This window comes from Streptomyces sp. NPDC026092, from assembly GCF_040638605.1.
Classification (GTDB): domain Bacteria; phylum Actinomycetota; class Actinomycetes; order Streptomycetales; family Streptomycetaceae; genus Streptomyces.
On the sequence record NZ_JBEZYN010000013.1, the window covers coordinates 146,372 to 167,120 of the forward strand.

Sequence of the window (20,749 nt, forward strand, 5' to 3'; positions counted from 1 at the left end):
TGGCTGGTGGCAGGATCGGTGCCATGTCCGATGAGCACGATCCCGCCCCGTACGACGCCCTTCTGCTGCTCTCCTTCGGCGGCCCCGAGGGCCCGGACGACGTGGTCCCGTTCCTGGAGAACGTGACGCGCGGCCGAGGCATCCCGAAGGAGCGGCTGAAGGAGGTGGGGCAGCACTACTTCCTGTTCGGCGGCGTCAGCCCGATCAACGACCAGAACCGCGCGCTGCTCGACGCGCTGCGCGAGGACTTCGCGCGGGCCGGCCTCGACCTGCCGGTCTACTGGGGAAACCGGAACTGGGCGCCGTACCTCACCGACACCCTGCGGGAGATGGTCACCGACGGCCGGCGCCACATCGCCGTCCTCACCACCAGCGCGTACGCCTCCTACTCCGGCTGCCGGCAGTACCGCGAGAACCTCGCCGACGCGCTCTCGGAGCTGGAGGCGGAGGGGTTGCCGCTGCCCCGGGTCGACAAGCTCCGGCACTACTTCAACCACCCCGGCTTCGTCCGCCCCATGGCGGAGGGCGTCCTCGCCTCCCTCGCCGAGCTCGACGAGTCCGTACGGGCCGAGGCCCACCTCGCCTTCACCACGCACTCCATCCCGGACTCGGCCGCGGACTCCTCCGGCCCCGTCGGTGACCACGGCGAGGGCGGCGCCTACGTGCGGCAGCACCTGGACGTGGCCCGGGTGATCGTGGACGCCGTCCGCGAGGAGACCGGCGTCGACCATCCCTGGAAGCTCGTCTACCAGTCGCGCAGCGGCGCCCCGCACATCCCGTGGCTGGAGCCGGACATCTGTGATCACCTGGAGGAGCTGCACGGCGCCGGTGTCCCGGCCGCCGTGATGGTCCCGATCGGCTTCGTCTCGGACCACATGGAGGTCCTCTACGACCTCGACACCGAAGCCACCGCGAAGGCCGCCGAGCTGGGCCTGCCGGTGCGCCGCTCGGCGACCGTCGGCTCCGACCCCCGGTTCGCCGCGGCCGTACGGGACCTTGTCCTGGAGCGCGCGGCGCGGGAGCGCGGCGCCCGGGTCGAGCGCTGCGCCCTCGGTACCCTCGGTGCCTCCCACGACCTCTGCCCGATCGGCTGCTGCCCCGCGCGGGCGGAGCGGCCCGCGGCGGCCGGCGCCGACAGTCCGTACGCCTGAGGAGCCCCGGTGACTGAGAACGCCACCCCGACCGACCCCCTGCTGACCGAGCTGCTCGGCCTCGCCCTGGAGGCCGGGCGCCGGGCCGGCGCGCTGCTGCGCGACGGCCGGCCGGACGACCTGACGGTCGCCAAGACGAAGTCCAGCCCCATCGACGTCGTCACGGAGATGGACATCGCGGCGGAGAAGCTGATCACCGGCTTCCTCGCCGAGCACCGGCCGGACGACGGTTTCCTCGGCGAGGAGGGCGCCGCCACCCCCGGCACCAGTGGCGTCCGCTGGGTCATCGACCCCCTCGACGGAACCGTGAACTACCTCTACGGCCTGCCGACCTGGGCCGTCTCCATCGCGGCCGAGCGGGACGGCGACGCCCTCGTCGGCGTGGTCGAGGCGCCGATGCGGAACGAGACGTACCGGGCGGTGCTCGGTGGCGGCGCGTACGTCGACGCCGCGGACGGTGAGCGCCGCCTCGCGGTCCGCCCCGCGCCGCCGCTGGACCAGGCGCTGATCTCCACCGGCTTCGCGTACGTCCAGACCCGCCGCGCCCACCAGGCCGACGTCGCCCAGCGGATGATCCCGCGCCTGCGCGACATCCGGCGCGGCGGCTCGGCCGCCATCGATCTCTGCGACGTCGCCGCGGGCCGGCTCGACGGCTACTACGAGCGGGGCCTCAACCCCTGGGACCTCGCCGCAGGGGACCTGATCGCCCGCGAGGCGGGCGCCCTGACCGGCGGGCGGCCCGGCGAGCGCCCGTCGGGCGAGCTGACCGTAGCGGCCCCGCCGGGGGTCTTCGAGCCCCTCCAGGGGCTGCTGGAAGAGCTCGGCGCCTGGCACGACTGAGCGGTTGCGGACGCGCGGTTTCCCGGACGCGCGGTTTCCCGGACACGGGAAGTCCCGGACACGGGAAGTCCCGGACACGCGGAGAGGCCCCGGTGTGTGGACACCGGGGCCTCTCCGCACGAGGTCAGACGCTGGCGGCGCCGACCTCCACGCCGTGCTCGGCGGCCAGTCGGTGCAGGTCGTCGAGCTCGGCCTGCTCGACCTCCGCGAGGAAGTCGTCGCCCGTCTCGCGTGCCCGTGTGAGGTCGGTCTGCGCGGTCCTTATGCGCTGCAGCAGTCCTGCGGTGAAAGCGTCCATGGTGCGCCCCCTCGTCATGGGTCGGTGGCACGGGGGTGTGCCGAGGGTGGGTGGATCACACGCTGCGAACCTCTGGGGGACAGAGCGGCCTGTGGCGGCCACGTACGGGTGCCACGAAGCAGAGTGTGATCACGGGGTGTGCAGACGTCCTCCCCAGCTGTTTCCTCAGAGAAACCTCAACTGGCCCGGGAATCAGGTGAATTCTTGGCACGCCCCCCTCTCACCCCACCCGTGCTTCCACACGCCCCCCGCCCGTCGTGACACCCCGTGCCCGCCTCCCGCAGGCCGTCTTACAGCCGGTTTACGCGCGTACGGGGCAGGATGGACGCGCACAGTCAGTGCTCAGACCGCCCGGTCCGCGTCGAGGACAGGGGCCCCGAGGGAAGGAAGAACCGACGTGCGCGTACTCGTCGTCGAGGACGAGCAGCTGCTCGCCGATGCGGTGGCCACCGGACTGCGCCGGGAGGCCATGGCCGTCGACGTCGTGTACGACGGCGCCGCCGCCCTGGAGCGGGTCGGGGTGAACGACTACGACGTGGTCGTCCTCGACCGCGACCTTCCCCTGGTCCACGGCGACGACGTCTGCCGCAAGATCGTCGAGCTCGGCATGCCCACCCGCATCCTGATGCTCACCGCCTCCGGCGACGTCAGCGACCGCGTCGAGGGCCTGGAGCTGGGCGCCGACGACTATCTGCCGAAGCCCTTCGCCTTCACCGAGCTCACCGCGCGCGTGCGCGCCCTCGGCCGCCGCACCACGGTGCCCCTGCCGCCCGTCCTGGAGCGCGCGGGCATCAAGCTCGATCCGAACCGCCGCGAGGTCTTCCGGGAGGGCAAGGAGGTCCAGCTCGCCCCGAAGGAGTTCGCGGTCCTCGAGGTCCTCATGCGCAGCGAGGGCGCGGTCGTCTCGGCCGAGCAGCTCCTGGAGAAGGCCTGGGACGAGAACACGGACCCGTTCACCAACGTCGTACGGGTCACGGTGATGACCCTGCGCCGCAAGCTGGGCGAGCCGCCGGTCATCGTGACCGTGCCCGGCTCCGGCTACCGGATCTGACCCGGTGGCCGCGACACCGGCGCACCCACAGGCGCCCCCGAAGCCGACCTGGGACCCGAGGGACCCGGTCAGGCCCCTGCTCCGCCCGACCATCCGCATACGGCTCACGCTGCTGTACGGCGGGATGTTCCTGATCGCCGGCATCCTGCTGCTGTCGATCATCTACCTCTTCACCGCGCAGGCCCTGAGCGACAGCGCCTCCGAGCTGCCCTTCAAGGTCATCGAGGGCAAGGTCCAGCCGACCACCTCCTGGTGCCGGCTGCCCGTCCAGGGCACCGGCGAGCAGCTCAACGACGCCGTCTCGGCCTGCCTCCAGAAGCAGCGGGAAATGGCGCTCGAGGACCTCCTGCGCCGCTCCCTCTTCGCCCTGCTCGGCCTGAGCATCATCGCCTTCGCGTTCGGCTACGCCATGGCGGGCCGGGTGCTCTCCCCGCTGGGCCGTATCACCCGGACCGCCCGCCAGGTGGCCGGCTCCGACCTGGCACGCCGGATCGAGCTGGACGGCCCGGACGACGAGCTCAAGGAGCTCGCGGACACCTTCGACGAGATGCTGGAGCGCCTGGAGCGGGCCTTCACCGCCCAGCAGCGGTTCGTCGCCAACGCCTCGCACGAGCTGCGCACCCCGCTGGCGATCAACCGCACGCTCCTGGAGGTCCACCTCTCCGACCCCGGGGCACCGGTCGAGCTCCAGCAGCTCGGCAAGACCCTGCTCGCCACCAACGAGCGCAGCGAGCAGCTGGTGGAGGGCCTGCTGCTGCTCGCCCGCAGCGACAACCAGTTCGTCGAGCGCAAGCCGGTCGACCTCGCGGAGGTCGCCTCGCGCGCCGTCGACCAGGTGCACGCCGAGGCCCAGGCCAAGGGCGTCGAGATCCGCGGCGAGCGGGCGCTCGCCGTCGTCCAGGGCAATGGCGTGCTCCTGGAGCGGATCGCCCTGAACCTGGTCCAGAACGCCGTGCGGTACAACGTGGCCGAGGAAGGCTGGGTGGAGGTCACCACCGGGATCGAGCGCGGTCAGGCGGTGCTCGTCGTCTCGAACACGGGTCCCGTGGTTCCCGCGTACGAGATCGACAACCTCTTCGAGCCGTTCAGACGGCTGCGGCAGGAGCGGACCGGGAGCGACAAGGGCGTCGGACTCGGCCTGTCGATCGCCCGTTCCGTCGCGCGCGCCCACGGTGGCCGTATCATCGCGGAGCCCCGCGAAGGCGGCGGTCTCGTGATGCGTGTCACTCTGCCGATCTGACACACTTCGAGTACCAGCCGATTCCGTTCGCTTTGCGCGGAATTCCGGGTCCGCTCCTGAGACGCACGTGTGTGATCGATCACAGGGACGTGCATCCGGCGCTCTACTCTCCGTGATCGAGAATTCATGGGAAAACCCGGAAAAGTCCGGGTTTCCCGGGCCCTGAATGACGGGAAGTACACGGGGTGGCGCCCGTGAAGGGCGGCAGGAGGACCGTGTACGGTCCGGTTCGCCACCCAAAGCCGATCACTCGTGAGAGGGCCGGTTGGGTGTCGATTGAGTAACAGACCTTGATGTGAGGCAAAATCTCCGCCTCGGGTCGGGCACAAGTCCGGCCTCTCACGCGTTACGTGCGCTGGAGACACCGCAACCACCCAGAGGGGGAGAGCGACATGGCAACGGATTACGACACCCCACGCAAGACCGACGACGACGTCGATTCGGACAGCCTTGAGGAACTGAAGGCCCGCCGGAACGACAAGTCGACCTCGACGGTCGACGTCGACGAGTTCGAGGCCGCCGAAGGCCTGGAGCTGCCCGGCGCCGACCTCTCGAACGAGGAGCTGGCCGTCCGGGTCCTGCCCAAGCAGGCCGACGAGTTCACCTGCATGAGCTGCTTCCTCGTGCACCACCGCAGCCAGCTGGCTCGGGAGAAGAACGGTCAGCCGATCTGCCGCGACTGCGACTGAGATCGGTCGACCGTGGCAGGCGACTCACCGTCTCGGAAGCGACGCTTCCGGCTTCATGGGAAGCCGGAGGCGGTTCAGGGCGGCTCGAACCCGGAGGACGTGGCCCAGGAGGCCGCGCCAGCCGAGCAGACCGCCCTCCTGCCCTCCCTCGGCGCACGTGACGACGAGCGGGGCCCCTCGGCCTCGCTCGAAGCTGCCACGGTGCCGGATCCGGAGGAGCGGGACGCTTCACGCGGTGGGCGCCTCGTCAAGCGCGTCGCCGACCCGGCACGCGTCCAGCTGGACCGTATGAAGCTCGACCGCGCGCGGATCGACGCCGTCAAACGCGGCGTGAAGCGCGGCGGCGAGAGCGCCAGAGCGGGCATCGGCTATCTCGCCGACCGGATCATCGAGATCGCCCCGCGCGTCCCCGTCCGGGACCTGGCGACCCTGCGCAAGCACTTTCCCGGGCTCGGCCCCGAGCAGATCGCCGACAAACTGATCACGGGCGCCTGCAACGCCAGCTCGACCGTCGGCGCCGGCGTCGGCGCGGCCGCCATGCTGCCCGTACCCCCGGCCATGCCCGCCGAGCTCGCAGCCGAGATCACCGGGGTCGCCGCGATCGAGCTCAAGCTCATCGCCGAACTCCACGAGGTCTACGGACTCAGGCCGCCCGGCACGCTCACCCAGCGGTCGACGGCCTATCTGACCGCCTGGACCGAGGAGCGGGGCATCGACCCCACCAAGCCGACCACCGTCAACGCGGCGCTCGGCGGCCAGCTCAAGCGCGAGCTGCGCCAGCAGATCATGAAGCGCATGGTGCGCAACCTGCCGAACCTGATGCCGTTCATGGTCGGCGCGGCCGTCGGTGCCGTGATGAACCGCCGTGACACCAGGAAGCTCGCCCAGCACGTCCGCAAGGACCTGCGCGCGCGACAGGTCCCCTGGGACGCCCTGGAGGGGCTGCCCCCGCTGGAGCAGCCCGAGAACCCCAAGCAGATCGGCTTCTAGCCCTCCTGGCCCTCCGCGCGGGCCGCCTCGAGCGCGGCCGCCAGGCCCTCCGGGTCGCGGCTGGAGAGATAGACGTACGGAGTCGGGTCCTCGGGGTCCGTGACCTCGACCCGGACCGCGCGCGGCACATAGCTGCGCAGCACCATGAAGGCGCGCGGATCGGCCTTGTACGTGCGCCAGGCCCGCGCCTCCTCCTCGTCGAGCACCTCCGGCGTCCCCAGCGCCGACGCCGGGATCCGCGCGTCACCCGCGACCAGCGAACCGGACACCACCCGGATCCGCACCGAGCCGTACGAGGACACCGCCACCGCCGCCAGCGCGCCCGCGGCGATCACGCCGCCCAGCAGCGGGACCGTGCCCAGCGGGAACATGACCAGACCGCCGCTGAGGCCCAGCAGAGCCGTGATGACCCACCAGGAGCCGGGAGCGGTCAACCGCTCGTCGAAACGCGGCGCCGAGGCCGCCGCGGCGGGCGGAACGGGGGAGGAGGCGGAAGGCTGCATGCGTCCAAGCTTGGCACGGCGCGACCTGCGCCCGGACTCGCGGGTAAGGTCTGCGCCTGTGACCGCGACATCTCCTGCCCTCACCCCGCCGGCCGACGCCATACCGCCGGTACGCCACCCCGACGCGCCCGCCCCGGGCGAGCTGCTCGGCGCGCACTACGCGTACTGCTTCGGGTGCGGCGGCGGGCAGCCCCACGGGCTGCACCTGGAGGCGCGGGCGGGCGAGGGCGTGAGCGTCACCGCCGAGTTCACGGTGACCCCCGACCACCAGGGCGCCCCCGGCCTCGCGCACGGCGGCGTCCTCGCCACCGCGCTCGACGAGACCCTCGGCTCCCTGAACTGGCTGCTGCGGGTCATCGCCGTCACGGGACGCCTGGAGACCGACTTCGCCAGGCCCGTCCCCGTCGGCACCGTCCTGCACCTGGAGGCCCAGGTCACCGCCGTGCACGGGCGCAAGATCTACTCGACCGCCGTCGGCCGGATCGGCGGGCCCGAGGGCCCCGTCGCCGTCCGCGCCGACGCCCTCTTCATCGAGGTCAAGGTCGACCACTTCATCGACAACGGCCGCCCGGAGGAGATCCAGGCCGCCATGTCCGACCCCGACCAGGTCCGGCGCGCCCGCGCCTTCGAGGTGAACCCCTGATGAGCAACCCCCCTCTCGACGTCCTGATCCGCCGCGTCGACCCCGACGTCCCGATCCCCGCCTACGGTCACCCCGGCGACGCCGGGGCCGATCTCGTGACCACCGAGGCGGCCGTCCTGGCCCCCGGTGAGCGGGCCGTGCTGCCCACCGGCGTCTCCATCGCGCTCCCCGACGGCTACGCGGCCTTCGTGCACCCGCGCTCGGGCCTGGCCGCCCGCTGCGGAGTGGCGCTCGTGAATGCCCCGGGGACGGTGGATGCCGGGTACCGTGGAGAGATCAAGGTGATCGTGGTCAATCTGGACCCGCGCGAGAGCGTGCGGTTCGAACGGTTCGACCGGATTGCCCAACTGGTCGTCCAGCAGGTCGAGAAGGTGCGCTTCCACGAGGTGGCGGAGCTTCCCGGCTCGGCGCGGGCCGAGGGGGGCTTCGGGTCCACCGGCGGTCATGCCGCCGTGGACGGCACAACGGGTGGGAATCGATACGCTTCGGTCGTATCCGACCGGGAAGGACAGTGACGTGTTCGGACGTCGCAAGAAGAGCGGTACCGCTGAGGACGCGGCGGGCGAGGCCGAGCAGGTCGTCGACGAGGTCGACACTGACGACACGGCCGGTGCGCCGCGTCGGGTGAACCTTCCGCCGGCGCCCCGGCCCGACGGACCGTGGGACATCTCCGAGGTCTCCAAGCCGGAGGACGGCCGGGTGGACCTCGGCGGGATCTTCGTGCCCGGAGTCGAGGGCATGGAGCTCCGGGTCGAGGTGGCGGGCGACGCGATCGTCGCGGCCACCGTCGTGCTGCAGAACAGCGCCGTACAGCTGCAGGCCTTCGCCGCGCCGAAGAAGGAAGGCATCTGGGGCGAGGTCCGCGAGGAGATCGCCTCCGGCATCACCCAGCAGGGCGGGGTCATCGACGAGGTCGAGGGCCCGCTGGGCTGGGAGCTGCGGGCGCAGGTCCCCGTGCAGCTGCCGGACGGCACCGGCGGTGTGCAGCTGGTGCGTTTCGTGGGCGTCGACGGGCCCCGCTGGTTCCTGCGCGGAGTCATCTCCGGCCAGGGAGCGGTCCAGCCCGAGGCCGCCGGTCTGCTGGAGCAGATCGTCCGGGACACCGTGGTGGTCCGGGGCGAGGGCCCGATGGCCCCGCGCGACCCGATCGTCCTCAAACTGCCCAACGACGCGCAGATGGTGCCGGACGGCGTGCAGCAGGACGAGCAGGAGGGCTCCCGCTTCTCCGGAGGCATGGGCCAGCTCCAGCGCGGACCGGAGATCACCGAGGTCCGCTGACCCCGTATCCGTACTCCCTCGTGAACGAGGCCGGTGGGCCGTATTCCGGACAACTTGTCCGGAATACGGCCCACCGGCACGTCCGGACCCTGGTCGGGCGGGCCCCCGGCGGCCCATACTGACGGGCGCACACGTTCGACGAGGGGGAGCACAGCGATGAGTGAGAGCAGCGCCCGGTCCGGCACGGCCGTCGCCGAGGACCCGACCGGCGGACCCATGGTCCGCGTCGAGGAGCTGCGCCGCTCGTACGGTACGGGTGAGGCCGCCGTCCACGCGCTGCGCGGGGTCTCCTTCGACCTCCCGCGCGGGGAGCTCGTCGCCCTGAAGGGCCGCTCCGGCTCCGGCAAGACCACCCTGCTGAACCTGGTCGGCGGCCTGGACGCCCCCGACGGCGGCCGGATCACCATCGACGGCACCGACCTCGCGGAGCTCGGCGAGGACGGGCTCCTGGCGCTGCGCCGGGACCGGATCGGCTTCATCTTCCAGTCCTTCGGGCTCATCCCGATCCTGACCGCCGCCGAGAACGTGGGCGTACCGCTGCGGCTGCGCAAGGCCGACCCCGAGGAGCGCGAGGAGCGGGTGGCGCTCCTGCTCGCCCTGGTCGGCCTCGCCGACCACGCGTCCCAGCGGCCCGGTGAGCTCTCCGGCGGCCAGCAGCAGCGCGTCGCCATCGCCCGGGCCCTCGCCAACAAGCCGGCCCTGCTGATCGCCGACGAGCCGACCGGTCAGCTCGACGCCGAGACCGGACTCGCGGTGATGCACCTGCTGCGCGCGGTGGTCCGCAGCGAGGGCGTGACGGCCCTGGTGGCCACCCACGACGCCCAGCTCCTGGGCCTCGCGGACCGGGTGCTCGAACTGAACGACGGCGAGATCATCGAGCACTGACGCCGGGGGAATATCGGATCCAATATCCACTGTCCAATATCCAATATCCGATCCCGCGCCGCCGGTGGGCCGCCAGCCGCGCGGCCCGGAGCCTTGGGCGCCCCACGGAAGGGCATAGCGGCCCCGCGGGGAAGCGCCAGCCACCTTTCCGCCGGATCGCTCCCGGAGCCATCAGAATCACGTCAATACAGCTTGTCGCGCTTGCCCCTGGTGCGGAATGTCCGATTCTCTGGACGTAGGGTCATGGCATGGGACGCGGCAAGCTACGGATCTACCTCGGCGCGGCACCGGGCGTCGGCAAGACGTACGCGATGCTCTCCGAGGGACATCGCCGTGTCGAGCGGGGCACCGACTGCGTCGTCGCCCTGGTGGAGCACCACGGGCGGCCGCGCACCGAGGTGATGCTGCACGGCCTGGAGCAGGTCCCGCGCGCCACCCTCCAGTACCGGGGCGCCACCTTCACCGAGATGGACGTCGACGCCGTCCTCGCCAGGAAGCCCGCCGTCGCCCTCGTGGACGAGCTGGCCCACACCAATGTGCCGGGCTCCCGGAACTCCAAGCGCTGGCAGGACGTCGAGGAGCTGCTCGCCGCCGGGATCGACGTCATATCCACCGTCAACATCCAGCACCTCGAATCGCTGGGCGACGTCGTCGAGTCGATCACCGGCGTGCGCCAGCAGGAGACCGTCCCCGACGAGGTCGTGCGCCGCGCGGACCAGATCGAGCTGGTCGACATGTCGCCCCAGGCCCTGCGCCGCCGCATGGCCCACGGCAACATCTACAAACCGGACCGGATCGACGCGTCCCTCGCCAACTACTTCCGCCCCGGCAACCTCACGGCCCTGCGTGAACTGGCCCTGCTCTGGACCGCCGACCGGGTCGACGAGTACCTCCAGCAGTACCGGGGCGAGCACGGCATCCGCTCCACCTGGCAGGCCCGCGAGCGGATCGTCGTCGGCCTCACCGGCGGCCCCGAGGGCCGCACCCTCATCCGCCGCGCCGCGCGGCTGGCGGAGAAGGGCGCCGGCGGCGAGGTGCTCGCCGTCTACATCGCCCGCAGCGACGGCCTCACGGCCGCCTCGCCCAAGGAGCTCGCGGTCCAGCGCACGCTGGTCGAGGATCTCGGCGGAACGTTCCACCACGTCATCGGCGACGACATCTCCTCCGGGCTCCTGGAGTTCGCCCGCGGGGTCAACGCCACGCAGATCGTCCTCGGCTCCAGCCGCCGCAAGACCTGGCAGTACATGTTCGGCCCGGGCGTCGGCCAGACCGTCGCCCGGGAGTCGGGCCCCGATCTCGACGTCCACATCGTCACCCACGACGAGGTCGCCAAGGGCCGCGGCCTGCCCGTCGCCCGGGGCGCCCGGCTCGGGCGCTCCCGGATCATCTGGGGCTGGCTGGTCGGCATCGCGGGTCCCGCGCTGCTCACCCTGCTCCTCACGCACATCGACGCCGACCTCGGCCTCGCCAACGACATGCTGCTGTTCCTGGCGCTGACCGTGGCCTCGGCGCTGCTCGGCGGGCTCCTGCCGGCCCTCGCGTCGGTCGCCTTCGGCTCGTTCCTGCTGAACTGGTTCTTCACCCCGCCGGTGCACCAGCTGACCATCGCCGACCCCCGGAACATCGTCGCCATCGCCGTATTCTTCGGCGTCGCCGTCTCCGTCGCCTCGGTCGTCGACCTCGCCGCCCGGCGCACCCACCAGGCCGCCCGGCTGCGCGCCGAGTCAGAGGTGCTCTCGTACCTGGCGGGGAGCGTGCTGCGCGGGGAGACCAGCCTGGAGGCCTTGCTGGAGCGCGTCCGGGAGACCTTCTCCATGGAGTCGGTCGCCCTCCTCGAACGCGAGAGCGACGTCGAGCCCTGGGTCTGCGCGGCGAGTGTCGGACAGCGCCCCGTCGCCCGCCCCGAGGACGCGGACGTGGACATGCCCGTCGGCGAGCACATGGCGCTCGCGCTGACCGGCCGCGTCCTGCCCGCCGAGGACCGTCGTGTCCTCGGCGCCTTCGCCGCCCAGGCCGCGGTCGTCCTGGACCGCCAGCGGCTCGTCGGCGAGGCGGAGAGCGCCCGCAAGCTGGCCGAGGGCAACAAGATCCGCACCTCGCTCCTCGCGGCCGTCAGCCATGACCTGCGTACCCCGCTCGCCGGCATCAAGGCCTCCGTCACCTCCCTGCGCTCCGACGACGTCGACTGGTCCGAGGAGGACCGGGCGGAACTTCTCGCGGGCATCGAGGAAGGAGCGGACCGGCTGGACCACCTGGTCGGTAATCTCCTCGACATGTCCCGGCTCCAGACCGGTACGGTCACCCCCCTGATCCGCCCCATCGACCTGGACGAGGTGGTTCCCATGGCCCTCGGCGGTGTGCCGGACGGGAGCGCCGAGCTGGACATCCCCGAGACCCTTCCGATGGTGGAGGTCGACAAGGGGCTCCTGGAGCGGGTCGTCGCCAACGTCGTCGAGAACGCGGTCAAGTACAGCCCCGACGGGACGCCGGTGACCGTCTCCGCGAGCGCCCTGGGCGACCGGGTCGAGCTGCGCGTCGTCGACCGGGGGCCCGGGGTGCCGGACGAGAGCAAGGAGCGCGTCTTCGAGCCGTTCCAGCGCTTCGGGGACGCCCCGCGGGGCTCCGGCGTCGGCCTCGGCCTCGCGGTCGCCCGGGGCTTCGTCGAGGCCATGGGGGGCACGATCACCGCGGAGGACACTCCCGGAGGCGGCCTGACGATGACGCTGACCCTCAAGGCCGTGAACGGTCAGCTGCCGCCCTCGGACTCCGACCTGTCCACCGCCACGCGGATCACCAGGTGACCCCACGACCCACCCCGTCCTCCGGGACGACCCCGTCCTCCGGCACGACCCGTCCTCCCGGACGACCCCGTTCTTCCAGACGTACCAAGCAGAGAGAAGGAAGCCTTCGATGACCCGGGTTCTCGTCGTCGACGACGAGCCGCAGATCGTCCGCGCGCTGGTGATCAACCTCAAGGCGCGCAAGTACGAGGTGGACGCGGCCCCCGACGGCGCCACCGCCCTTCGGCTCGCCGCCGAACGCCACCCCGACGTGGTCGTCCTCGACCTCGGCCTGCCGGACCTCGACGGTGTCGAGGTCATCAAGGGCCTGCGCGGCTGGACCCGCGTGCCGATCCTGGTGCTCTCCGCGCGCCAGACCTCCGACGAGAAGGTCGAGGCCCTCGACGCCGGCGCCGACGACTACGTCACCAAGCCCTTCGGCATGGACGAGCTGCTGGCCCGGCTGCGCGCCGCCGTGCGCAGGGCCGAGCCGGTCGGTGGCGGGGACGACGGGGTCGTGACGGTCGAGACCGAGGGCTTCACGGTCGACCTGGCCGCGAAGAAGGTCCACCGGGACGGGCGGGACGTCCGCCTCACGCCGACCGAGTGGCACCTCCTCGAGGTGCTCGTCCGCAACAGCGGGCGCCTGGTGAGCCAGAAGCAGCTCCTGCAGGAGGTCTGGGGCCCGTCGTACGGCACCGAGACCAACTACCTCCGGGTCTACATGGCGCAGCTGCGGCGCAAGCTGGAGGCCGACCCCTCGCACCCGAAGCACTTCGTCACGGAGCCGGGGATGGGCTACCGCTTCGAGCACTGATACGGGACCGCGGAAACGGGACCAGGTCCGGGGCGATCCGGGCCGGTTCCGCTGTCGGTGAGGGCCGGTACGCTCTATGTATGAGTGCCGCACCCCGTACAGAGAAGCCGGCCGGCCGCTTCCGCCGGATGCTCGACCGGCTGTCCTCCTCGCAGGAGGAACTGGAGTCCGAAGAGCTCCAGGAGGACGCCGAGGCCTCGGGCTGCACGCGCATCTCGGACTGTTCGGACCGCCAGATAGTCAAGGTGACTGGTACCTTGCGCACGGTCACGCTGCGCCCCCGGGCCGGTGTGCCCGCCCTCGAGGCCGAGCTGTTCGACGGCACGGCCCCGCTGGACGTGGTGTGGCTGGGCCGGCGGTCCATCGTGGGCATAGAGCCGGGCCGCAAGCTGATCGCCTCCGGCCGGATCTCCATGAGCCACGGCCGGCGGGTCCTCTTCAACCCCAAATACGAGCTCCGACCGCTCGGACAGGAGTAGCCGGTGACGTCGCTCGACAAGCCGACGACGGATCAGGACGCCCCGGACAACCAGGGCGCCCAGCAGGACCAGGCCTCCAAGGAGGTCACCGAGGCCGCGCTCTTCGAGGCCTTCGGCGGCCTGCGCGGCATGATCGAGACGGTCGTGCCCGGTCTGCTCTTCGTCACGATCTTCACGATCAACAAGAACCTGCACGTCTCGGCCATCGCGGCGCTCGCGGTCTCGCTGGTCCTGGTCGCCGTCCGGCTGATCCGCCGGGACACGGTCAAGCACGCCTTCAGCGGTGTCTTCGGCGTGGCCTTCGGTGTGGTCTTCGCGATGATGACCGGCAACGCCAAGGACTTCTATCTGCCGGGCATGCTGTACACGCTGGGCCTGGCCCTCGCGTACATCATCACCGCGCTCGCCGGTGTGCCGCTGATCGGCCTCATCCTGGGCCCGGTCTTCAAGGAGAACCTCTCCTGGCGGACCCGTAACCCCGGTCGGAAGAAGGCGTACACCAAGGCGAGCTGGGCCTGGGGCCTGATCCTGCTGGCCAAGTGCGCGATCCTCTTCCCGCTCTACTGGTGGGCCGACACCACCCAGTTCGGCTGGGTGCTCATCGCGCTGAAGATCCCGCCGTTCCTGCTCGCGGTCTACCTGACGTGGGTCTTCCTGGCGAAGGCCCCGCCGCCGATCGACGTCTTCGCCGAGATGGACGCGGAGGAGGCGGCCGAGAAGGCCCGCAAGGAGGCCGCGGCCGGCCAGCCGGAGGCGTAGCCCGTCCGAACCGGAGGCGTAGACGGTACGAGGAAGGGCCCGGGACCTTGAGAGGTCCCGGGCCCTTCCTCGTACCGTCTACGGCTTTACGCGCCCTCGTCGCGGCGGACCGAGAGCAGGTCCTCCAGCTGCTCCTCGCGGGCCTGGGCGGCCACGAAGAGGAGCTCGTCGCCGGCCTCCAGGGTCTCCTCCGCGGTCGGGGTGAGGACCCGGGAGCCGCGGATGATCGTCACCAGGGAGGTGTCCTGCGGCCAGGCCACGTCGCCCACCGCCGTACCCGCGATGGCCGACTCCGGCGGCAGCGTCAGCTCCACCAGGTTCGCGTCGCCGTGGCTGAAGCGCAGCAGCCGGACCAGGTCGCCGACGCTCACCGCCTCCTCCACCAGGGCCGACATCAGACGCGGCGTCGAGACGGCGACGTCCACGCCCCAGGACTCGTTGAAGAGCCACTCGTTCTTCGGGTTGTTCACCCGGGCCACCACGCGCGGCACGCCGTACTCGGTCTTCGCGAGCAGCGAGACGACCAGGTTCACCTTGTCGTCGCCGGTGGCCGCGATGACCACGTTGCAGCGCTGCAGCGCCGCCTCGTCCAGCGAGGTGATCTCGCAGGCGTCGGCGAGCAGCCACTCCGCCTGCGGCACCCGCTCCACCGAGATGGCGGTCGGCGCCTTGTCGATCAGCAGGATCTCGTGGCCGTTCTCCAGGAGCTCGCCCGCGATGGAACGGCCCACCGCACCCGCGCCCGCGATTGCGACACGCATCAGTGACCGCCCTCCTCAGGACCCTCGGCGAAGGCCGCCTCGACCTTGGCCACCTCGTCGGTCCGCATCATCACGTGCACGAGGTCGCCCTCCTGCAGCACCGTCTGCGAGGACGGGATGACCGCCTCGCCCAGCCGGGTGAGGAACGCCACGCGCACACCCGTCTCGTCCTGCAGCCTGCTGACCTTGTGACCGATCCACGCGGGGGAGGTGTGCACCTCCGCCAGCTGCACGCCACCGCTCGGGTCGCTCCACAGCGGCTCCGCGCCGGACGGCAGCAGCCGCCGCAGCATCTGGTCGGCGGTCCAGCGGACCGTCGCGACCGTCGGGATGCCGAGCCGCTGGTAGACCTCGGCGCGCCGCGGGTCGTAGATCCGGGCCGCCACGTTCTCGATGCCGAACATCTCGCGCGCGACGCGCGCCGCGATGATGTTCGAGTTGTCGCCGCTGCTCACGGCGGCGAAGGCGCCGGCCTCCTCGATCCCCGCCTCACGCAGGGTGTCCTGGTCGAACCCGACGCCGGTGACACGACGTCCGCCGAAACCGGAGCCGAGACGGCGGAAAGCCGTCGGGTCCTGGTCCACGACCGCGACGGTGTGCCCCTGCTGCTCCAGGGTCTGCGCGAGAGCGGCTCCCACTCGCCCGCAGCCCATGATGACGATGTGCACGTCCCCTTACCCCGCACTCCTGATCGTCTTGCTGACCTGCGAAAACACCCTGCTCACAACTTTCCTCACCCGACTGGCCCGGGCCGTGGCGGGCAGCGCCCTGCCGTGCTGCCCGGTCCGAGCTTATGCGGCAACGCCGGGCGGGACCGCATCCGAGGCCCCTGTCAGGTCTCGGCCAGGGAGATTCGGTGTGGATGGGGGCCCGAGGTGAGCCTGACGAATTCTTAGCGCTTACGATCCTCTGTTGTGTCCAAACTGACCGACCTGCCCAAACGCATCCTGATCGGACGGGCTCTGCGCAGCGACAAGCTCGGGGAGACCCTGCTCCCGAAGCGCATCGCTCTCCCCGTCTTCGCCTCCGACCCGCTGTCCTCGGTGGCGTACGCACCCGGCGAGGTGCTGCTCGTCCTGTCGATCGCGGGTCTGTCGGCCTACCACTTCAGCCCGTGGATCGCGCTGGCGGTCGTCGTCCTGATGTTCACGGTCGTCGCCTCCTACCGGCAGAACGTGCACGCCTATCCGAGCGGCGGCGGCGACTACGAGGTCGCCAACACCAACCTCGGCCCGAAGGCCGGCCTCACCGTCGCCAGCGCGCTGCTCGTCGACTACGTCCTGACCGTCGCCGTCTCGATCTCCTCCGGAATCGAGAACCTCGGCTCGGCCATCCCGTTCGTCGTCGAGAACAAGGTCCTCTGCGCGGTCGCCGTCATCCTGCTCCTGACGCTGATGAACCTGCGCGGGGTCAAGGAGTCGGGCAGCCTCTTCGCCATCCCGACGTACGTCTTCGTCGTCGGCGTCTTCATCATGATCGCCTGGGGCGCGTACAAGGGGCTCGTCCTCGACGACACCATGAAGGCGCCCACCGCCGACTTCGAGATCAAGCCCGAGCACGAGGGCCTGGCCGGCTTCGCACTGGTCTTCCTGCTGCTCCGCGCCTTCTCCTCCGGCTGCGCCGCCCTCACCGGCGTCGAGGCGATCTCCAACGGCGTGCCCGCCTTCCGCAAGCCGAAGTCGAAGAACGCGGCCACCACGCTCGCGCTCATGGGCGGCCTGGCCGTCACCATGTTCTGCGGCATCATCTTCCTGGCGATGGCCACCGACGTACGGATGGCCGAGAACCCGGCGCACGACCTGCTGAGCAACGGTCAGCCCGTCGGCGAGAGCTACGTACAGGACCCGGTCATCTCGCAGGTCGCCGCGGCGGTCTTCGGCGATGGAACGTTCCTCTTCGTCGTCCTCGCCGCCGCCACGGCGCTTGTCCTCTTCCTGGCCGCCAACACGGCGTACAACGGCTTCCCGCTCCTCGGCTCGATCCTCGCCCAGGACCGGTACCTGCCGCGCCAGCTGCACACCCGCGGCGACCGGCTCACCTTCTCCAACGGCATCGTGCTCCTCGCCGGCGCCGCCATGCTGCTGGTGTGGGTCTACGGGGCCGACTCGACGAAGCTGATCCAGCTGTACATCGTCGGCGTCTTCGTCTCCTTCACCCTCAGCCAGACCGGCATGGTCCGGCACTGGAACCGGCACCTGAAGACCGAGAAGGACCCGGCCAAGCGCCGCCACATGATCCGCTCCCGCGCGATCAACGCCTTCGGCGCCTTCTTCACCGGCCTGGTCCTGGTCGTCGTCCTCGCCACGAAGTTCACCCACGGCGCCTGGGTCGCGCTGCTCGGCATGGTGATCTTCTACGGGACGATGTCGGCGATCCGGCGCCACTACGACTCGGTGGCGGAGGAGATCGCGGCGGCCGAGGAGCGCCCCGACGAGTACGTCCGCCCCTCCCGGGTCCGCTCCGTCGTCCTCGTCTCCAAGCTGCACAAGCCGACGCTGCGCGCCCTCGCGTACGCGAAGCTGCTGCACGCCCACGAGCTGGAGGCGCTGAGCGTCAACGTCGACCCGGCCGAGACCAAGGCGCTGCGGGAGGAGTGGGACCGGCGAGGGATCAACGTACCGCTGAAGATCCTCGACTCGCCGTACCGCGAGATCACCCGGCCGGTCATCGAGTACGTCAAGAACATCCGCCGCGAGAGCCCGCGGGACGCCGTCTCGGTCTACATCCCCGAGTACGTCGTCGGCCACTGGTACGAGCACCTGCTGCACAACCAGAGCGCGCTGCGGCTCAAGGGCCGGCTGCTCTTCACCCCGGGCGTGATGGTCACCTCGGTCCCGTACCAGCTCCGCTCGTCCGAGGCCGCGAAGAAGCGGGCCCGTAAGGGACAGGACTGGAACGCGCCGGGTTCGGTGCGGCGCGGCCCGGTCGAGAAGCGCACGAAGGAACCGGCCGGCAAGGGCACGTAGACTGGTGGGCTGCCGCCCTGCGGCAGCCCACATCTCTCTTCCCCTGGAGTAACCCGCTCATGCAGAACGCACCTGTTCCTTCGTTGATCGGGGAAGAGTACGAGGTCGAGGTCGGCCCGGTGGCGCACGGCGGCCACTGCATCGCGCGGACGGAGGGCGGCCGGGTCCTCTTCGTCCGGCACGCGCTGCCGGGCGAGCGGGTCGTGGCGAAGGTGACGGAGGGCGACGAGACCTCCCGCTACCTGCGCGCGGACGCGATCACGATCCTGGACGCCTCCAAGGACCGGGTGGAGGCCCCCTGCCCCTTCGCGGGACCGGGCAAGTGCGGCGGCTGCGACTGGCAGCACGCCAAGCCGGGCGCGCAGCGCCGCCTCAAGGGCGAGGTCATCGCCGAGCAGCTCCAGCGCCTCGCCGGGCTCACCCCGGAGGAGGCCGGCTGGGACGGCACCGTGATGCCGGCCGAGGGCGACAAGCTCCCGGCGGGCGAGGTCCCGCAGTGGCGTACCCGCGTGCAGTACGCGGTCGACGCCGAGGGCCACGCGGGCCTGCGCAAGCACCGCTCGCACGAGGTCGAGGTGATCGACCACTGCATGATCGCCTCTCCCGGCGTCACGGAACTCGGCATCGAGAAGCACACCTGGGAGGGCATGGCCTCGGTGGAGGCGATCGCCGCGACCGGCTCGGGCGACCGTCAGGTGGTCCTGACCCCCCGCCCCGGCGGCCGTCTCCCGCTGGTGGAGCTGGACAAGCCGGTCTCGGTCCTCCGCGTCGACGAGAACGACGGCGGCGTGCACCGGGTCCACGGCCGCCCCTTCGTCCGCGAGCGCGCCGACGACCGCACGTACCGGGTCGGCAACGGCGGCTTCTGGCAGGTCCACCCGAAGGCCGCCCAGACCCTGGTCCTCGCCGTCATGCAGGGCCTGATGCCCCGCAAGGGCGACACGGCCCTGGACCTCTACTGCGGCGTCGGCCTCTTCGCGGGCGCGATCGCCGACCGCGTAGGCGACCAGGGCGCGGTCCTGGGCATCGAGTCCGGCAAGCGCGCGGTCGAGGACGCCCGGCACAACCTCGAGGCCTACGACCGCGTGCGCATCGAGCAGGGCAAGGTGGAGACCGTCCTCCCGCGCACCCGCATCACGGAGGTCGACCTCATCGTCCTGGACCCGCCCCGCGCGGGCGCGGGCAAGCAGACGGTCAAGCACCTCGCGGGCCTGGGCGCCCGCCGCATCGCCTACGTGGCCTGCGACCCGGCGGCCCTGGCCCGCGACATCGCCTACTTCAAGGAGGGCGGCTACCGGGTGCGCACGCTGCGGGCGTTCGACCTGTTCCCGATGACCCATCATGTCGAGTGCGTCGCGATCCTTGAGCCTGCTGAAAAGGGCCGCTGACCTGGCGTTTCTCCGAGTGTGCGTTGTGGGCGTTACGTGCGTCAGGTGCGATATCTTGACGCATATTCGACGCACGTGACGCACGTCTGACGCGCGGACAGCGCGGTTTCTGATGGGTCGTCATGTGCGATTGGTGACCGCCGGGCGGAGCCCTCGATCGGGTGGCGGTGGGCAGCTTGCAGTGGCCGGGGCGCTGGCTGCCGAGTTGTTGACTGCCGCTGCCTATCCGCCTCTCGATAGTGACGTTCCGTGACACGAGGTTCGCGTGCTCGTGAGGGGGCGTCCGCTGGGTCTACCGCTCCCGATCCGGTGGCGGCGAGGTCCTCGGGCTTTTCGTCTACAGGCGGATCATGATGAGGGCGGTGTCGTCGGTGAGGTCGGCCGCAGGAATGAGGCGGGTCAGAAGTGTGTCGGCGAGCTGGTCCGGGTCCGCGGCGCTGTGTTCGGGGCGACGGCCGTGCGGCAGCCCTCAGGCAGGTCGACGAGGGCGTACCGGTCGCTGCACACGTTCAGGCTCCCACCGCTGGCCGGTGGCACACCGCGGCCCGGTGGTGGCCGAGCGGCGGGGCGCGGGCAGCATCGCCTCCTGCAGGTGGAGGGCGACCTCTCCCTCCCGGGCGTGGGCTTGACGCAGGCGCTCGTTGACCTCTTGCAACTTCCGGGGGCGGGTGTAGAGCTCGCTCGGCGCGCGGTCCGCCCGGTCGGCGCGCGGTCCGCCCGGTCGGCCGCCGCGGGCGCGGATGAGTTCGGCGACCGCTTCGACCCGGTGCAGCAGCAGAGCCACGGTGCCGTCAGGAGCGACCGGGCTCCAGTACGGCTCGTCCCACACCCCGGGCCGGTCGGGGTACCCCACGTCGTGGTCTGCACGGCCATGGTGTCGGGCTCGCCGGTGTCCGCGACTGGCGCAGTGAGGCATACAGGTTGCGCATACCGGTCGCGGCGGGTCGTTCGGATTGTGGGGGAAGACGTCGAACAGGTACCGGCCGATCAGCTGCTCAAGGGGCCGGCCCGACATCGACAAGAACGCCTCGTGGCATCCGCGTACGCCAGATCGCGGAGTGCAACCGCTCCCGGCAGCGCGTGGAACGATTTCTCGCTGGAAGGTGCCGGGCCGGTCTGAAGGCTGCTTGGTGCTGCTGGCATGGATGCCGCATGTGGATGTCGTCGTGACGCCGCGCGTGGAGCGGGAGCGAGTCGAATTCGGTGCGGAGGTGGTGGTCGGACAAGCGCC

Annotated in this window: 21 protein-coding genes; 16 read left to right on the top strand and 5 right to left on the bottom strand. The window is 71.1% G+C overall.

Going from position 1 to position 20,749, the window contains the following annotated elements:
• Positions 1 to 23: 23 nt before the first annotated feature.
• Both AB0F56_RS22140 and AB0F56_RS22145 read left to right on the top strand, forming a co-directional pair.
• On the top strand, positions 24 to 1,151 hold the full coding sequence (locus AB0F56_RS22140) for a ferrochelatase (protein ID WP_362012305.1): 1,128 nt from the start codon (positions 24 to 26) through the stop codon (positions 1,149 to 1,151).
• Positions 1,152 to 1,160: 9 nt separating this feature from the next.
• On the top strand, positions 1,161 to 1,991 hold the full coding sequence (locus AB0F56_RS22145) for an inositol monophosphatase family protein (protein WP_362012307.1): 831 nt from the start codon (positions 1,161 to 1,163) through the stop codon (positions 1,989 to 1,991).
• 124 nt (positions 1,992 to 2,115) lie between these two features.
• On the opposite strand, the gene AB0F56_RS22150 is transcribed toward AB0F56_RS22145, so the two are convergent.
• Entirely contained in the window at positions 2,116 to 2,289 is a 174-nt protein-coding gene (locus AB0F56_RS22150) for a hypothetical protein (RefSeq protein WP_361967377.1), read from the bottom strand.
• Between the two features lie 397 nt (positions 2,290 to 2,686).
• On the opposite strand from AB0F56_RS22150, the gene AB0F56_RS22155 reads away from it, so the two are divergent.
• From AB0F56_RS22155 to AB0F56_RS22170, 4 genes are all read left to right on the top strand, one after another.
• Positions 2,687 to 3,340: a response regulator transcription factor gene (locus AB0F56_RS22155; RefSeq protein ID WP_189804626.1), complete on the top strand. Its 654-nt coding sequence runs from the start codon at positions 2,687 to 2,689 to the stop codon at positions 3,338 to 3,340.
• Positions 3,341 to 3,344: 4 nt separating this feature from the next.
• On the top strand, positions 3,345 to 4,580 hold the full coding sequence (locus tag AB0F56_RS22160; protein WP_362012311.1) for a HAMP domain-containing sensor histidine kinase: 1,236 nt from the start codon (positions 3,345 to 3,347) through the stop codon (positions 4,578 to 4,580).
• Positions 4,581 to 4,972: 392 nt separating this feature from the next.
• Complete coding sequence (locus AB0F56_RS22165; RefSeq protein WP_003955561.1) at positions 4,973 to 5,269, top strand: DUF4193 domain-containing protein; 297 nt, start codon at positions 4,973 to 4,975, stop codon at positions 5,267 to 5,269.
• 12 nt (positions 5,270 to 5,281) lie between these two features.
• On the top strand, positions 5,282 to 6,259 hold the full coding sequence (locus AB0F56_RS22170) for a hypothetical protein (RefSeq protein WP_362012314.1): 978 nt from the start codon (positions 5,282 to 5,284) through the stop codon (positions 6,257 to 6,259).
• On the opposite strand, the gene AB0F56_RS22175 is transcribed toward AB0F56_RS22170, so the two are convergent.
• Positions 6,256 to 6,762 carry a DUF3093 domain-containing protein gene (locus AB0F56_RS22175; RefSeq protein WP_362012317.1) on the bottom strand — a complete coding sequence of 169 codons (507 nt, stop codon included), beginning with the start codon at positions 6,760 to 6,762 and terminating at the stop codon, positions 6,256 to 6,258. The genes AB0F56_RS22170 and AB0F56_RS22175 overlap by 4 nt on opposite strands.
• Positions 6,763 to 6,820: 58 nt before the next feature.
• Between AB0F56_RS22175 and AB0F56_RS22180 the strand changes: the two genes are divergently transcribed.
• The 8 genes from AB0F56_RS22180 to AB0F56_RS22215 all read left to right on the top strand — a co-directional run bounded on the left by AB0F56_RS22180 (position 6,821) and on the right by AB0F56_RS22215 (position 14,403).
• Positions 6,821 to 7,405, top strand: coding sequence for a PaaI family thioesterase (locus tag AB0F56_RS22180; protein WP_362012319.1), 585 nt, complete (start codon positions 6,821 to 6,823; stop codon positions 7,403 to 7,405).
• A complete protein-coding gene (dut, locus tag AB0F56_RS22185) occupies positions 7,405 to 7,920 on the top strand; it encodes a dUTP diphosphatase (protein ID WP_362012322.1) in 516 nt (171 codons plus the stop codon). Before AB0F56_RS22180 ends, dut begins: the two co-directional genes overlap by 1 nt.
• Before the next feature lies 1 nt (position 7,921).
• The gene (locus tag AB0F56_RS22190; RefSeq protein ID WP_361967363.1) at positions 7,922 to 8,683 is read left to right on the top strand and encodes a DUF3710 domain-containing protein; all 762 of its coding nucleotides are present in this window, start codon (positions 7,922 to 7,924) and stop codon (positions 8,681 to 8,683) included.
• Positions 8,684 to 8,839: 156 nt separating this feature from the next.
• Positions 8,840 to 9,568, top strand: coding sequence for an ABC transporter ATP-binding protein (locus tag AB0F56_RS22195; protein ID WP_362012324.1), 729 nt, complete (start codon positions 8,840 to 8,842; stop codon positions 9,566 to 9,568).
• 248 nt (positions 9,569 to 9,816) lie between these two features.
• Positions 9,817 to 12,369, top strand: coding sequence for a sensor histidine kinase KdpD (locus tag AB0F56_RS22200; RefSeq protein WP_362012327.1), 2,553 nt, complete (start codon positions 9,817 to 9,819; stop codon positions 12,367 to 12,369).
• 109 nt (positions 12,370 to 12,478) lie between these two features.
• Positions 12,479 to 13,165, top strand: coding sequence for a response regulator (locus tag AB0F56_RS22205; RefSeq protein WP_362012330.1), 687 nt, complete (start codon positions 12,479 to 12,481; stop codon positions 13,163 to 13,165).
• An 80-nt stretch (positions 13,166 to 13,245) separates the two neighbouring features.
• Positions 13,246 to 13,644, top strand: a complete 399-nt coding sequence (locus AB0F56_RS22210) for an OB-fold nucleic acid binding domain-containing protein (protein ID WP_362012333.1) — start codon at positions 13,246 to 13,248, stop codon at positions 13,642 to 13,644.
• Positions 13,645 to 13,647: 3 nt separating this feature from the next.
• Complete coding sequence (locus tag AB0F56_RS22215; protein WP_362012336.1) at positions 13,648 to 14,403, top strand: DUF3159 domain-containing protein; 756 nt, start codon at positions 13,648 to 13,650, stop codon at positions 14,401 to 14,403.
• 86 nt (positions 14,404 to 14,489) lie between these two features.
• On the opposite strand, the gene AB0F56_RS22220 is transcribed toward AB0F56_RS22215, so the two are convergent.
• Together AB0F56_RS22220 and AB0F56_RS22225 are read right to left on the bottom strand one after the other, a co-directional pair.
• Positions 14,490 to 15,164: a TrkA family potassium uptake protein gene (locus AB0F56_RS22220; RefSeq protein ID WP_362012337.1), complete on the bottom strand. Its 675-nt coding sequence runs from the start codon at positions 15,162 to 15,164 to the stop codon at positions 14,490 to 14,492.
• The gene (locus tag AB0F56_RS22225; RefSeq protein ID WP_362012340.1) at positions 15,164 to 15,832 is read right to left on the bottom strand and encodes a TrkA family potassium uptake protein; all 669 of its coding nucleotides are present in this window, start codon (positions 15,830 to 15,832) and stop codon (positions 15,164 to 15,166) included. Before AB0F56_RS22225 ends, AB0F56_RS22220 begins: the two co-directional genes overlap by 1 nt.
• Before the next feature lie 246 nt (positions 15,833 to 16,078).
• Between AB0F56_RS22225 and AB0F56_RS22230 the strand changes: the two genes are divergently transcribed.
• Entirely contained in the window at positions 16,079 to 18,130 is a 2,052-nt protein-coding gene (locus AB0F56_RS22230) for an APC family permease (protein WP_362012343.1), read from the top strand.
• Positions 18,131 to 18,189: 59 nt separating this feature from the next.
• Entirely contained in the window at positions 18,190 to 19,518 is a 1,329-nt protein-coding gene (locus AB0F56_RS22235) for a class I SAM-dependent RNA methyltransferase (protein WP_362012345.1), read from the top strand.
• Positions 19,519 to 19,987: 469 nt separating this feature from the next.
• Here AB0F56_RS22235 and AB0F56_RS22240 read toward each other — a convergent pair whose 3' ends face one another.
• The gene (locus AB0F56_RS22240) at positions 19,988 to 20,371 is read right to left on the bottom strand and encodes a hypothetical protein (protein ID WP_362012347.1); all 384 of its coding nucleotides are present in this window, start codon (positions 20,369 to 20,371) and stop codon (positions 19,988 to 19,990) included.
• Between the last annotated feature and the right edge of the window lie 378 nt (positions 20,372 to 20,749).

Excerpts from the sequence above, each read along its gene's own strand:
- AB0F56_RS22140 (WP_362012305.1), top strand. The coding sequence starts at position 24 with ATGTCCGATGAGCACGATCCCGCCCCGTACGACGCCCTTCTGCTGCTC.
- AB0F56_RS22150 (WP_361967377.1), bottom strand. The coding sequence starts at position 2,289 with ATGGACGCTTTCACCGCAGGACTGCTGCAGCGCATAAGGACCGCGCAG.
- AB0F56_RS22165 (WP_003955561.1), top strand. The coding sequence starts at position 4,973 with ATGGCAACGGATTACGACACCCCACGCAAGACCGACGACGACGTCGAT.
- AB0F56_RS22175 (WP_362012317.1), bottom strand. The coding sequence starts at position 6,762 with ATGCAGCCTTCCGCCTCCTCCCCCGTTCCGCCCGCCGCGGCGGCCTCG.
- dut (WP_362012322.1), top strand. The coding sequence starts at position 7,405 with ATGAGCAACCCCCCTCTCGACGTCCTGATCCGCCGCGTCGACCCCGAC.
- AB0F56_RS22195 (WP_362012324.1), top strand. The coding sequence starts at position 8,840 with ATGAGTGAGAGCAGCGCCCGGTCCGGCACGGCCGTCGCCGAGGACCCG.
- AB0F56_RS22200 (WP_362012327.1), top strand. The coding sequence starts at position 9,817 with ATGGGACGCGGCAAGCTACGGATCTACCTCGGCGCGGCACCGGGCGTC.
- AB0F56_RS22205 (WP_362012330.1), top strand. The coding sequence starts at position 12,479 with ATGACCCGGGTTCTCGTCGTCGACGACGAGCCGCAGATCGTCCGCGCG.
- AB0F56_RS22210 (WP_362012333.1), top strand. The coding sequence starts at position 13,246 with ATGAGTGCCGCACCCCGTACAGAGAAGCCGGCCGGCCGCTTCCGCCGG.
- AB0F56_RS22220 (WP_362012337.1), bottom strand. The coding sequence starts at position 15,164 with ATGCGTGTCGCAATCGCGGGCGCGGGTGCGGTGGGCCGTTCCATCGCG.
- AB0F56_RS22235 (WP_362012345.1), top strand. The coding sequence starts at position 18,190 with ATGCAGAACGCACCTGTTCCTTCGTTGATCGGGGAAGAGTACGAGGTC.